The organism is Wenyingzhuangia gilva (assembly GCF_030519655.1).
In the GTDB taxonomy this organism is placed as follows: domain Bacteria; phylum Bacteroidota; class Bacteroidia; order Flavobacteriales; family Flavobacteriaceae; genus Wenyingzhuangia; species Wenyingzhuangia gilva.
In genome coordinates this window covers 377,855-390,907 of record NZ_JAUMIT010000001.1, presented here as the reverse complement: position 1 = coordinate 390,907, position 13,053 = coordinate 377,855, and the positions used below count along the sequence as shown (strand labels likewise).

The window sequence follows — 13,053 nt, the reverse complement described above, 5'->3', positions numbered from 1 at the left end:
CTCGCGGTTGGTTTATTTAGACCGAAGAAATTAATAAAGGTTTAATCCCTTCTTTTATATTTTACAAAACTGTAGTCGTAAATGTTCTTTTCGTCTGACTTAAATTCCTCTCTTTTTATTTCTTTCCAAATACTTTTGTCAATTTTTGGAAAAAAAACATCTGCATCAAAAGATCTGTGAACTTCGCAAATATCAAGTTCATCAACCAAATCAATCGCTTTGTTATAAATTTTAGCTCCCCCTATAACATAAGCATTGTCATCATTTTTAGCAATTTCAATAGCATTTTCAAGAGAGTTGGTGGTAATGCAACCTTCTACTTTGTAATTTTTGTTGCGAGTAATAATAATGGTAGTTCTATTAGGTAATGGTTTACCTATAGATTCATATGTTTTGCGTCCCATAATAATATGGTGACCCGTGGTTATTTGTTTAAATCTTTTTAAATCGGCAGGTAAGTGCCAAATTAAATCATTATTTTTCCCTAACTCGTTGTTGTCTCCTATGGCAGCAATTAGTGTAATCATATTTGTTTTTTAATCGCCTGCAATATAATATCATTTTACGATTAATGATTAGGAATTTTAAAAACCTACGCGATAAATTTTTTCTCGTTCTTTTTTTAGAACCAGTATTTGAATGTAGTTTTTGATGTTTTCAGACAAAGTTTTACCATTGTCTTTTTCGTATAAAAAGTATTTTCTGAACCCCTCATTGTTTCTAACCAGGTCGGCAATTGTTGATGGAAAGGTGTAGCCAAAATAGTAGGGTTCTCCATTAATTTTTGCAGGAGTCTCTGCTTTTGGAAGACTTTTAATGGTTTTGTAGTAGTTTTCCATTAATTCTTTATTCTGTGATTCAATTTTTGCGGCAATGACTTTCCCGTTTTCATCAACAATAAATTTAGGAAGTATACTGTGCTTGTAATCTATATCTTTATCGGTTATTAATGTAAGATCTAATTTATTATACATATAATTTGAGATGTATAAATAGTTACAATTATTTACACCTTGATAGGTAGTTTCTCCACTACAAATTTCAAAAACAGGAGGGGTATATCCTATTAGTTTTTCGCTACATTTTATGATAGGTTCTCCTTTAAAATCTTCTTGAATAACAACTAAAGTGTACTTGTAACGAGAGTCGTATTCGGGAAATTCAAACAAATTAAAATTCAGTTTTTTAAAAGCTTTTTTTAATTGTTTGTCTAGTTTTTTAGTTGAAGTGTTGGTGTCTATGTAGGTAATTTGTTTTCTGTTGTTAAGAGAAAATTCTATGTAAATTTTTCTTCTCCATTCTTTAAACTCAACACTCTTTAATGCACTGTTAGAAATATGTTTTTTAAAATGGTCTGTGATAGGATTGGCAAAACTTGTATGATCTTCTACTTTATTAACGATTTTCTGATCGTACTCAATAAATTTTTGAATACTATCATTCGTTAGTAATGGAAGTTTTTCTTGTTCTAAAGGAATCCTAGTGTTTACTACTTGTTTTTTACTCTTGCAAGAAACAATCAACAGTAGTAATATAAATAACTTAACAAGTTTCATTTAGGGGATTTTTTAAACAGATACTTTACCTTTAATTAATGGATGTGGATTGTAATCTTCTAAACTAAAATCCTCATAAGTAAAGTCAAAAATATTCTTTACCTCAGGGTTTAAAATCATTTTAGGTAAAGGTTTAGGATCTCTACTTAATTGTAACGCTATTTGTTCAAAATGATTGTTATAAATATGTGCATCTCCAAAAGTGTGAATAAATTCTCCAGGTTTTAAACCAACTACTTGAGCAATCATTAAAACCAACAAGGCGTAAGATGCAATGTTAAAAGGAACTCCTAAAAATACATCGGCACTACGTTGGTATAATTGACAAGATAGTTTTCCTTCGGCAACATAGAATTGAAAAAAGGCATGGCATGGAGGTAAGGCAGCTTTGTTGTTGGCTACGTTTTCTGCAAAAGAAATACTTGTATCAGGCAATACACTAGGGTTCCATGCAGAAACTAGCATTCTTCTACTGTTGGGATTGGTTTTTAAGGTTTCAATCAATTCAGAAATTTGATCAATCTCTTCACTGTTCCAATTACGCCATTGATGTCCGTAAACGGGTCCTAAATCGCCATTTTCATCAGCCCATGCATCCCAAATTTTTACATTGTGTTCTTTTAAGTATTTAATGTTTGTTTCTCCTTTTAAGAACCAAAGCAATTCGTGAATAATAGATTTTAAATGTAATTTTTTAGTGGTTACCATTGGGAAACCTTCAGACAAATCAAAACGCATTTGATATCCAAAAACACTTTTTGTTCCTGTACCAGTACGATCTCCTTTTTGTACTCCGTTTTCTTGAATGTGTTTGATTAGATCTAAATATTGTTTCATGGTAAAAAATATAAGTAACGGTAAAATTATAAAAAAGTCGATACGTTTAGGTATCGACTTTTGATATTTTATAAAACATTATTAACAACTTATCTTTTGTTGAGCTCATCTCTAATTTTAGCAGCTGTTTCGTAATCTTCTTTCTCTATAGCTGTATTTAGTTTCTTTTCAAGTTCTGGTGTAGAAATGTTTTGATATATCTTTTTTAAATCTTCAGGTTTTGAACTGTTCAGTAAGTCTGTAATTTCATCGTCTTCTTCTTCCATTAGATTTTCGTTTTCATCATCTTCTTGAGCATCTACAAAATCTTCTTGTTTAAGAATAATACCTGCTTTATCTAATATGTTTTGATACGTATAAATGGGTGTATTAAAACGAATGGCCAAAGCAATAGCATCAGAAGTTCTTGCATCAAAGACTTTTTCTTCATCATTTTGGATACAAATCATACTAGAAAAAAATACACCATCAACTAATTTGTGAATAATGACTTCTTTTACACGGATGTTATAAGACTCGGCAAAAGTTTTAAATAAATCGTGAGTTAAAGGTCTTGGTGGAGTTATTTCGCTTTCCAACGCAATGGCAATGGATTGAGCTTCAAAAGCACCAATTACAATTGGAAGGGTTCTTTCGCCATTTACCTCACTCAATACTAAGGCATAAGCACCTGTTTGGGTTTGGCTATAGGATATTCCTCTAATATCTAATTGTACTAAACTCATTCTTTATTTTTAATAATTATGCGTTTTCTACTTTAAACGCTTTTAATTTTTCAATTAATTGAGGAACTACTTCAAAAGCATCTCCTACAATTCCGTAATCTGCCGCTTTAAAGAAAGGAGCTTCAGGATCTGTGTTGATGACCACTTTGGTTTTAGAAGCGTTTACTCCAGCCAAATGTTGAATGGCACCAGAAATGGCAATGGCAATGTAAAGATTAGCAGCTACAGGCTTTCCTGTTTGTCCAACATGTTCTCCATGAGGTCTCCATCCCATGTCAGACACAGGTTTAGAACAAGCGGTGGCAGCACCTAAAACATCTGCTAACTCTTCAATCATTTTAAAGTTTTCAGGCCCCTTTAATCCTCTACCTCCAGAAACCACAATATCTGCATCTGCAATGGCAATTTTACCTGATGCTTTTTCAATAGATTCTGATTTAACACTTGTAGACAACAACACAGGAGAGAATTCTTCAACTTCAGCAGTTGTAGGATCTTCTTTAACTTCGAAAGCATTTTTAGCCAATCCAATGACTTTACTATCGGCAGTAATTACAGTGTTGCTAAATGCTTTGTTGGAAAAAGTTTTACGTTTTACTGTAAAAGGAGTAAGATTGCTTGGAGCACTCACTACGTTTGATACATAACCAGCATTAAATTTAGCAGCTAACAAAGGAGCAAGATATTTACCATTAGTACTACTATCAATTATAATGATGTTGGTATTACTAGTAAATGCAGCTTCGGTAATGATTCCAGCATATATTTTTGCATTAAAAATAAAGCTATCATCTTTTACAAATAATATTTTGTTGGCACCGTATTTTTGTAACTGTTCAGGCTCAGTTGCGTTAATTGTTATGACTGTTAAATCAGTGTTTAGTTGATTTGCTAGTGCTTTTCCATAAGAAACTACCTCTAAGGCAGATTTCTTAAATTTTCCTTCGCTATTGTCAGCGTATACTAATACAGACATTTTTGTATGTTTTTAGTTACCTAATTATTTAAGGCACAAGGTTTTTAAATTAAATTACTTTTGCTTCGTTGTGAAGTAAGTTGATCAACTCATCTAAGTTGTCGGCATCAACCATTTTACAAGCACTTTTCTCAGCATTTTTCTCAAAGTTTGTAATTTGAGTGGTGGTTATACATTCTATAGCAGGAACAACATTTAAAGGTTTTTTACGAGCCATCATAATTCCCCTCATGTTAGGTATTTTAAGGTCTTTTTCTTCAACTAAACCTTTTTGCCCAGCAATTACAATAGGTAACGTAGCACTTAATTTTTCTGTACCTCCATCAATTTCTCTAGAAGCACTTACTGCGTTTCCTTCAATTTCTAATCCAATACAAGCATTAATGTAGTCAATATCTAAGAAAGAAGCAAGTAAACCAGGCACCATTCCTCCATTGTAATCAATAGATTCTTTACCTGTTAAAATTAAATCGTATTCTCCATTTCTATATACTTCTGCAATTTGTTGTGCAACATAAAAACCATCAGTAGGTTTTGCATCAATACGAATTGCTTCATCAGCTCCAATTGCCAATGCTTTTCTTAAAGTAGGTTCGGTACTTGCATCTCCTACATTTACCACAGTAACAGTTGCTCCTTGTTTTTCTTGAAACCAGATTGCTCTTGTTAATGCAAACTCATCATAAGGATTTATAACAAATTGTACTCCATTTGTATCAAATTCTGTCGAATCACTAGTGAAATTGATTTTAGAAGTAGTATCTGGAACATGACTTATACAAACTAATATTTTCATATTGAGAAGTTTATCTATTTATATATATTTCTAAATAAGTAAAAGCTAATGTAAATTAAATTTTGTAAATATTTTGGTTTAATATTAGAAAATATGACTGTGTTTTTGTTATTTTTGTGAACGTTTAAATAAAATAGAGTACATGAAAACTATACAATTTAGAGAGGCAATTTGTGAAGCGATGAGCGAAGAAATGCGTTTGGATGAAAGCATTTATTTGATTGGAGAAGAGGTTGCTGAATATAATGGAGCTTACAAGGCTTCAAAAGGAATGTTAGATGAGTTTGGAGACAAACGTGTAATTGATGCACCGATTGCCGAGTTAGGGTTTGGTGGTATTGCCGTAGGTTCTACTATGACTGGTAACAGACCAATTGTAGAGTATATGACTTTTAACTTTGCTTTGGTTGGTATTGATCAAATTATAAACAACGCTGCAAAAATTAGACAGATGTCAGGAGGACAATTTCCTTGTCCAATTGTTTTTAGAGGACCAACTGCATCAGCAGGACAATTAGGAGCAACACATTCACAAGCTTTTGAAAACTGGTTTGCAAATACTCCAGGTTTAAAAGTTGTAGTACCATCTAACCCATATGATGCCAAAGGATTATTAAAAGCTGCGATTAGAGATAACGATCCAGTTATTTTTATGGAGTCTGAGCAAATGTATGGGGATAAAGGAGAAGTGCCAGAAGGAGAATACATTATTCCTTTAGGAGTTGCTGATGTTAAAAGAAAAGGTACAGATGTAACTGTGGTTTCTTTCGGGAAAATTATCAAAGAAGCTTACAAAGCTGCTGAGGTTTTAGAAAAAGAGGGAATTTCTATCGAAATTATAGATTTACGTACTGTTCGCCCTATGGATACTAAAGCGATTATAGAATCTGTGAAGAAAACAAATCGTTTGGTTATTTTAGAAGAAGCTTGGCCATTTGGTTCAGTAGCTACTGAAATAGCATACAGAGTACAAGAACAAGCATTTGATTATTTAGATGCTCCAATTCAAAGAATTAATACTGCAGACACACCAGCAGCATATTCTCCAGTTTTAATGGAGGAATGGTTACCAAATGCACAAGACGTTATTGATGCTGTAAAAGCAACTTTATACGTAAAGTAATTTCTGCGTAACAACATATCTTATTCTAAATTCCTTTCTTACTTTTGAGAAAGGAATTTTTTTATCTAAATGAATTATAAGTCCCTAATTAATATTATATTTTTATTGGTTACCATAACTACTTTTGCCCAGTCTAAGGTTAAAGGAGTAGTGGTAGATGTTGATGGAAATCCTTTACCTTTTGCGAGTGTAATTTTTAAAAATACTACCGAAGGAACCGTTTCGGATGAGAATGGAACTTTTTATTTATCATCACCTAAAACACATACCGAATTACAAGCAAGTTATGTTGGGTTCGATAAAGTAATACTACCGATAGAAAAACAAAATCAGTATTTTAAATTTGTTTTAAAAGAAAGTGCCGATCAACTACAAACTGTAACCATTGTAACAGGAAGGGTACCTAAAAAAGGAAATCCGGCCATTGCATTACTAGAAAAAGTTTGGGCAAGAGAAAAAAGTAACGGACTTAGAATGTTCCCGAATTATCAGTACGAAAAATACGAGAAAATTCAGTTCGATTTAAACAATATAGACTCCTCATTTACAGAACAAAAGATTTTTAAAGGGATGGAATTTGTTTTTAAACAAATAGATACTTCTAAAGTTTCTGGAAAAAACTTTTTGCCTGTTTATATAAACGAATCTGTTTATAATGTTTATGGAAGAAATGAAGGAGATAAACAATCTGTTAGAGAAGATTTGGTTGCTAATAAAAACTCTGGAATTGGTGCAGGTGAGGGAGTTACCACTTATATTAAAGACTTATATGTAGATTATGATATTTACGATGATTATATTCGTTTGTTTGGAAAAAGTTTCACAAGTCCTGTTGGGAAAGCTGGGGTTAATACTTACAATTATGTGTTAGCAGACAGTGCTACCATTTCTGGAAAATGGTGTTATAATATTATTTATTATCCCATTCGTAAAAACGAGTTGACCTTTAAAGGAGATATGTGGATTGCTGATACTGTTTTTGCAGTGAAAGATATCAGTATGCAAGTTTCTAAAAGTGCTAATTTAAACTGGATCAAAGAGGTTTATTTAGAACGTGATTACAAGGTTGAAAATGATTCAGTGATCCTTCCAGAAAAAGATTACATGATGGCAGACTTTAGTTTGCGAAAGAAAAAATCATCTATGGGAGTTTTTGGAAAAAGAACGACTTATTTTGATTCTTATAATTTTAACAAGCCTAAAAAAGAGAGTTTTTACAAAGAAAAATCAGATGTGTTTGCTGATAGTATTTACAATGCAGGCGATACTTATTGGAAAACGCATAGAATTGAAAAACTAGATAAAAATGAACAGGGAATTTATTCCATGTTAGATACCCTAAAAACGGTTCCAAAGTTTAAAAGAATATATAATTTGGGAGTGATTTTAGCGACAGGATATGTAGAGTTTCCAAACTTTGATTACGGTCCTGTATTTTCCACTTTTGATTATAATGATGTTGAAGGAATTAGAATTAGAGTGGGAGGTAGAACCTATTTTGGGGTGAATGATATGTGGCGACTTCAAGGATATACTGCTTATGGTTTTAAAGATCAAAGAGTAAAATATGGAGTGTCTTACAAATATATGTTCGACAAACAAAAAAGATTAATTTTTGGAATAGGGCATAGAGATGACGTTGAGCAAACAGGAGCTGGTTTAACTACAAGTAATGATGTGTTAGGTAGAAGTTTTGCTACCTCTGGATTGTTTTCTAGCGGAGCTTCAAACTTGCTGACAGATGTAAAATTAACCAACGTGTTTTTTAGTGCAGAACCAGTTGATAATATCAATTTTGAGTTGAATTTTGTTCAAAGAAATTTAAAATCAGCCTCTACTGCTTTTAATTTGTCTTATTATGATGAGTATGGAAATATTCAAAACGAAACACAACAAACAGAATTAGGTTTTGCGATTAAATATACACCAGGAAGAAAAATTTTTGGGAACGGAGTAGAACGTAAAAATGTAAATGACAATTTTCCTGTTTTCTATTTAAGTTATGCCAACGGTTTTGGAGCTTTGTTTAATAGCGATTTTGATTATCAAAAATTACAAATGTATTACAAGCAACCTTTTTATATAGGAAGCATTGGTAGAACCACCACTACAATTGAGGTGGGTAAAACATTTGGAGAAGCTTCTTTAGCGCTTTTAAATATTGTACCTGGAAATCAATCCTTTTTTAATATTCAAAATACTTTTGGGTTGTTGAATTATTATGAATTTGTGACAGATACTTATGCTTCTTTGCATTTAGAACATAATTTTAATGGACGTATTTTAGGTAAAATTCCTTTTTTAAGAAAGTTAAATCTTCGTGAGGTTGTTGGAATAAAAGGAGCATACGGAACCATTTCTCAAGTAAATATCGATAGGAATTTACCAGCATTTCAATCTTTACCTTTTTTAAATTTAGAAGCTAAAACCATTACTCCTAGTAAGGTTTATTATGAATATAATGCAGGAATTGATAATATTTTTAAAGTTTTTAGATTAGATTTTTATTGGAGAGGGAGTTATTTAGACCATCCTAATGCCAATAAATTTGGGATAAAAGGGTCTTTTGGATTTACTTTTTAACATATATACAGATACATTTTTTTATTTGTATTTTTGTGCTCTGAAAAAACGGACTTAACTTAATAAATATGGCATTAAAAATTTTTGGACATAGATCTCCAGATACTGATGCAACTGCATCTGCAATTGTATGGTCTTGGTATTTAAATCAACAAGGAGTTGAATCAAAACCTTATGTGTTAGGAACTCCTAATACAGAAGCTTTATTTGTTTTAAAACATTGGGGTTTTGAGGTTCCTGAAATTTTAACTTCAGTTTCGGCTCAAGATGAAGTAGTAATTGTTGATACCAATAATCCAGATGAATTGTTTGAAAACATTAACGAATGTAATATTACTCAAATTATAGATCATCATAAATTGGTAGGTGGTATAGAAACGGCTGGACCTATAGATATTACCATAAAACCTTTGGCATCTACAGCATCTGTAATGTATTTAATTTTAGGGTCTGAAGAGGTTGAAGACTTGCCAAATGAAATTGCTGGTTTAATGTTGTCTTGTATTATTTCTGACACCTTAGAATTCCGTAGCCCAACCACTACTGAGGATGATAAAATGATGGCTGAACATTTGGCTTTTAAGTTAGGAATTGATATTACAGAATATGCTACTAAAATGTTTGAAGCAAAATCTGATATTTCTGCCTTTTCTGATGAGGAATTGATTAAAATGGATAGTAAAAAGTACGAAGCTAGTGGTAATAAATACAGAGTTTCTGTGTTAGAAACTACAAGTCCAAATATTGTTTTAGATAGAAAAGATGCTATTCTATTAGCGATGGAAGCTATAAAAGTAAAAGAAGAACTAGATGAGGTTTTATTATTTGTAGTTGATATTTTAAAAGAAGAATCAACATTATTTGTCCCAAATGATGTGGTGAAACAAGTAGCAGAATCTAAATTTAATGCAACAGTAACTAGTGATTTGGTAGTGTTACCAGGAGTGGTATCTCGTAAAAAGCAAATTATTCCAGTGTTGTAATTAATATAATAAATAAGTATAAAAAAGCCCAACTAATTTAGTTGGGCTTTTTTATGTCTATAGAATTAGTTACTCATAAATTGTTTCTTTTTGGGTATAAGAACTTAAATTTTCTGAGTTTATAATATTAATCGGTAATAAATTTCTTTTAGGTGTTTTTTTGCCAAACATAAAATGTTCTATAAGATTTGTTAATCCTAAGTGTATTTGATGTTTTGCATTTTGATGAATTAAAAACTGAATAGTATTGTTTTTTAAGTAAGTGATGTTTTCTTCAAGTAAATCATAACCAATTAACTTAAGATCTTTTAGTTTATGTTTTTTTATCAATTCCGCAACCATGTATGTTTTGGAGTTTGTTACAAATATCCCTTTTATATCAGGATGTTGATTTAAAAAGTCTATCAACTCAATTTCTAAATTTTCAGATGAGAAAGTTTTAGTAACAGAGCTTAAAGCTGTTTCAGTTTGTTGTATATATTCTTTAAATCCTTGGTCTTTTTCGTGAAAATAGGTAGCATTTTTAAAGTTTGCACCAATATAAAGGATGGCTACTTTTCCGTTCCCTAAAATTAAATCAAACAATTTAGCAGCAATTCTACCACTTTTAATCAAATCTTGCCCTACAAAATTAAAAATCTTATTATTAGGAATGTTGTTGTTAAAAATACTTACAACAATATCTTGACTAGCTAATAAGTTAATAATTGTTTCTGACTCTTTTTGAAATGAAGGAACCATTAAAACAGCATCAGGTTTTAAATTAAGTACTTCATTACTTTTTTGTAAAAAGGAGTTAACGTCTTTAGAGTGATATAATAATGTATTTATTTCAATATCAAAGGCTGAAAACTCTTGCTTTACAGATTGAATCCCTTCTTTACAAGATAGCCAATAATCATCCAGATGATAATCAGGAATTAATACACAAATGCTGTAAACCTTATTGTTTTTTAAATTCCTAGCAATTAAGTTGGGTTTGTAGTCGATTTCTTCTAAGATTCGAGTAACATCTACAAAAGCTTTCTCAGAAACCTTCCCTCTTTTATGAATTACACGATCAACAGTTCCTTTAGAAACCCCTGCAAGTTCTGCAATATCTTTAATAGTGTATTTTTTTCTCATATGGTAAATATAGTAAAAAACATTTTTCGATTGTTTTTTGTGTCCGAAAATACGTTTAAATGTGTTCGAAAACATTTTTAAAAGTGCTCGAACACATTTTTTAGAGTGCTCGAGCACATATTTTGTATGTGTTCGAGCACATTTTTGTGTTTTTTCTTTTTTTTTACATTTTCATTCTATACTTTAGCAAAGTCAAAACAATTAATGTTGTTTATAAATCTGTTTTACAGTAGTTTATGTTTTTTGTTTTAACGTTGATAGTAAGTGAGTTGTTTAGTGTTTTAATGCCTGAAAAATTAAAGCTAAAAAATAAAAAATGTTAGATAAGAGATTATATAGATTAAACATCTTTAAAAGTCATCAAAATAACCGACGAATGGATACTTCTAAAAAGGAGTCAAATTTCGAAGGTGAACTAGCATTAAGTGTTTTTAAAGTTTCACATTATTATGATGTATTTACTAGGGTTGTTGAATTTGCTAGTGAAAAGAAAATATTGAAAGCTAAGAGTTGTATATCAAAAATTGCAGAGCTTAAAAGTGAAATGCATGCATTGCAAGATTTAAAAGAAAAATGTGAAATTCCAACGAGAGTAATTTTTACTGATAAAATTCAACCGTTTGAAGGGTTTTGTTGTGAGTTTGGAGATGCTGTTCGAAAATTATGTAATACTGCTGATGATGACGAAAAAGATATATCAAAGGTTGAGTTCAATATGAGTTTTTATAAATCTTATAAAGAGAGTTTGTTGACTAAAATTGATGGAGGTTTAACACTCTTTGAGAAACAATATCTTGCCCAATCAGTTAAGATTATGATGTTTGTTACGGGTTTAAATTTTCTAATAGATTATTTAAATAATGATCTTAACTATAAATCAACATATAAAGGACAAAATCTGATAAAGGCTAAAAACCAATTCAAATTAATAGATTCTTTTGTAAGCCAAATGAATAAAAATGAAATAATTAAAAACGAGTGTTTTGTGTAAAATGATTTTAAAAATTAAAATTTAAGTAAATAATGACAGCAGTAACTACTAAACAAAAAAACTTAGTTCCAATGATGATAATAGCAGGGCTATTTGTCATTTTTGGATTTGTAACATGGATTAATGGTGCATTGATTCCATTTATGAAAACAATTAATGAATTAACAGAATCTGAGTCGTATTTGGTGGCAACAGCTTCTTATATTTCATTTGTTGTGATGGCTTTACCATCTTCTTATGTTATAGGAAAAATAGGATATAAAAAGTCAATTTCTTTAGGACTTGTTATTATGGCTATAGGTGCCTTAGTTTTTATTCCTGCTGCAGAGGCAAGAACATATTGGGTATTTTTATTGGCGATTTTTTTACAAGGAGCAGGGATGACTTTATTACAAACGGCTGCTAATCCTTATATCACCATTTTAGGGCCTATAGAAAGTGCTGCAAAACGAATTGCTATCATGGGAATTTGTAATAAAGTGGCAGGGGCTGTAGGGTCAATTATTTTTGGAGCATTATTATTAACTGGTATTGACGAGGTAAATGTAAAATTAAGTACTGTTTCTGCTTCTGAAAAAACAGAACTTTTAAACACTATGGCCAACAGTGTGGTAATGCCTTATGTTGTTATGTCGGTTGTGTTAGTCGTTTTTGCAGTGTTAATTAGAAAAGCACCTTTACCTAATGTTGAATCTGCCTCTGATGATAGTCAAGAGAATGCTTCTGAAAAAACAACCAAAACAAGCATTTTTCAATTTCCACATTTATGGTTAGGAGTTTTAGCATTGTTTGTATATGTGGGAGCTGAAGTAATTGCTGGGGATACCATCATTGCATACGGAATATCATTAGGTTTTTCTGCTGCCAAAGCAAAGTTTTTCACCACATTAACACTGTTGTTCATGGTAGTAACTTATGGATTAGGTGCTATATTAATTCCAAAATACATTAGTCAAAATACTGCATTAAAAGCAAGTGCTTTGTTGGGTATTGTCTTCAGTTTATTAATTCTTAATACTACAGGGTTTACTTCAGTATTGTTCGTAGCGGCTTTGGGAATTTCTAATGCTTTGGTTTGGCCAGCAATATGGCCTTTAACACTAAAAGGTTTAGGAAAGTTTACTAAAACAGCTTCTGCCTTATTAGTAATGGCTATTTCTGGTGGAGCTATTATTCCACCTTTATATGGAAGAATGGTTGATGCTAACAAGTTGAGTTTAATTAGTGAAGGAGTAAATCAGGTAGATGCAACAGCAAAAGCAGCAACAGGTAGTTATTGGATTTTAATTCCATGTTATGCAATCATTTTGTTTTTTGCATTATGGGGACATAAATATAAAAGTTGGTTAAAAAAATAA

Annotated in this window: 12 protein-coding genes; 5 read left to right on the top strand and 7 right to left on the bottom strand. The window is 31.2% G+C overall.

Annotation, left to right across the window (positions count from 1 at the left end):
* Window positions 1-41 precede the first annotated feature (41 nt).
* The 6 genes from QVZ41_RS01870 to QVZ41_RS01845 form a co-directional block, all read right to left on the bottom strand.
* Entirely contained in the window at window positions 42-527 is a 486-nt protein-coding gene (locus QVZ41_RS01870; protein WP_302882845.1) for a dihydrofolate reductase, read from the bottom strand.
* 57 nt (window positions 528-584) lie between these two features.
* Window positions 585-1,556 (bottom strand): hypothetical protein, encoded by a 972-nt coding sequence (locus QVZ41_RS01865; RefSeq protein WP_302882844.1) that lies wholly within the window; start codon window positions 1,554-1,556, stop codon window positions 585-587.
* 12 nt (window positions 1,557-1,568) lie between these two features.
* Window positions 1,569-2,393 (bottom strand): thymidylate synthase, encoded by an 825-nt coding sequence (locus tag QVZ41_RS01860; protein ID WP_302882843.1) that lies wholly within the window; start codon window positions 2,391-2,393, stop codon window positions 1,569-1,571.
* Window positions 2,394-2,482: 89 nt separating this feature from the next.
* Window positions 2,483-3,118, bottom strand: a complete 636-nt coding sequence (locus QVZ41_RS01855) for a bifunctional nuclease family protein (protein WP_302882842.1) — start codon at window positions 3,116-3,118, stop codon at window positions 2,483-2,485.
* Window positions 3,119-3,134: 16 nt separating this feature from the next.
* Window positions 3,135-4,094 (bottom strand): electron transfer flavoprotein subunit alpha/FixB family protein, encoded by a 960-nt coding sequence (locus QVZ41_RS01850; protein ID WP_302882841.1) that lies wholly within the window; start codon window positions 4,092-4,094, stop codon window positions 3,135-3,137.
* Window positions 4,095-4,143: 49 nt separating this feature from the next.
* The gene (locus QVZ41_RS01845; RefSeq protein WP_302882839.1) at window positions 4,144-4,890 is read right to left on the bottom strand and encodes an electron transfer flavoprotein subunit beta/FixA family protein; all 747 of its coding nucleotides are present in this window, start codon (window positions 4,888-4,890) and stop codon (window positions 4,144-4,146) included.
* A gap of 142 nt (window positions 4,891-5,032) precedes the next feature.
* On the opposite strand from QVZ41_RS01845, the gene QVZ41_RS01840 reads away from it, so the two are divergent.
* The 3 genes from QVZ41_RS01840 to QVZ41_RS01830 all read left to right on the top strand — a co-directional run bounded on the left by QVZ41_RS01840 (window position 5,033) and on the right by QVZ41_RS01830 (window position 9,579).
* Entirely contained in the window at window positions 5,033-6,013 is a 981-nt protein-coding gene (locus tag QVZ41_RS01840) for a pyruvate dehydrogenase complex E1 component subunit beta (protein ID WP_302882838.1), read from the top strand.
* A 69-nt stretch (window positions 6,014-6,082) separates the two neighbouring features.
* Entirely contained in the window at window positions 6,083-8,596 is a 2,514-nt protein-coding gene (locus tag QVZ41_RS01835) for a DUF5686 family protein (RefSeq protein WP_302882837.1), read from the top strand.
* A gap of 68 nt (window positions 8,597-8,664) precedes the next feature.
* Window positions 8,665-9,579: a manganese-dependent inorganic pyrophosphatase gene (locus tag QVZ41_RS01830; RefSeq protein WP_302882836.1), complete on the top strand. Its 915-nt coding sequence runs from the start codon at window positions 8,665-8,667 to the stop codon at window positions 9,577-9,579.
* A gap of 69 nt (window positions 9,580-9,648) precedes the next feature.
* Here the strand turns inward: QVZ41_RS01830 and QVZ41_RS01825 are convergent, their stop codons facing one another.
* Entirely contained in the window at window positions 9,649-10,704 is a 1,056-nt protein-coding gene (locus QVZ41_RS01825; RefSeq protein WP_302882835.1) for a LacI family DNA-binding transcriptional regulator, read from the bottom strand.
* 376 nt (window positions 10,705-11,080) lie between these two features.
* Here QVZ41_RS01825 and QVZ41_RS01820 point away from each other — a divergent pair, with 376 nt between their 5' ends.
* Both QVZ41_RS01820 and QVZ41_RS01815 read left to right on the top strand, forming a co-directional pair.
* Window positions 11,081-11,695, top strand: coding sequence for a hypothetical protein (locus QVZ41_RS01820; protein WP_302882834.1), 615 nt, complete (start codon window positions 11,081-11,083; stop codon window positions 11,693-11,695).
* Window positions 11,696-11,727: 32 nt separating this feature from the next.
* Window positions 11,728-13,053, top strand: a complete 1,326-nt coding sequence (locus tag QVZ41_RS01815) for a sugar MFS transporter (protein WP_302882833.1) — start codon at window positions 11,728-11,730, stop codon at window positions 13,051-13,053.

Coding starts and splice junctions, on each gene's coding strand:
- QVZ41_RS01870 (WP_302882845.1), bottom strand. CDS start 527: ATGATTACACTAATTGCTGCCATAGGAGACAACAACGAGTTAGGGAAA.
- QVZ41_RS01865 (WP_302882844.1), bottom strand. CDS start 1,556: ATGAAACTTGTTAAGTTATTTATATTACTACTGTTGATTGTTTCTTGC.
- QVZ41_RS01860 (WP_302882843.1), bottom strand. CDS start 2,393: ATGAAACAATATTTAGATCTAATCAAACACATTCAAGAAAACGGAGTA.
- QVZ41_RS01855 (WP_302882842.1), bottom strand. CDS start 3,118: ATGAGTTTAGTACAATTAGATATTAGAGGAATATCCTATAGCCAAACC.
- QVZ41_RS01850 (WP_302882841.1), bottom strand. CDS start 4,094: ATGTCTGTATTAGTATACGCTGACAATAGCGAAGGAAAATTTAAGAAA.
- QVZ41_RS01845 (WP_302882839.1), bottom strand. CDS start 4,890: ATGAAAATATTAGTTTGTATAAGTCATGTTCCAGATACTACTTCTAAA.
- QVZ41_RS01840 (WP_302882838.1), top strand. CDS start 5,033: ATGAAAACTATACAATTTAGAGAGGCAATTTGTGAAGCGATGAGCGAA.
- QVZ41_RS01835 (WP_302882837.1), top strand. CDS start 6,083: ATGAATTATAAGTCCCTAATTAATATTATATTTTTATTGGTTACCATA.
- QVZ41_RS01830 (WP_302882836.1), top strand. CDS start 8,665: ATGGCATTAAAAATTTTTGGACATAGATCTCCAGATACTGATGCAACT.
- QVZ41_RS01825 (WP_302882835.1), bottom strand. CDS start 10,704: ATGAGAAAAAAATACACTATTAAAGATATTGCAGAACTTGCAGGGGTT.
- QVZ41_RS01820 (WP_302882834.1), top strand. CDS start 11,081: ATGGATACTTCTAAAAAGGAGTCAAATTTCGAAGGTGAACTAGCATTA.
- QVZ41_RS01815 (WP_302882833.1), top strand. CDS start 11,728: ATGACAGCAGTAACTACTAAACAAAAAAACTTAGTTCCAATGATGATA.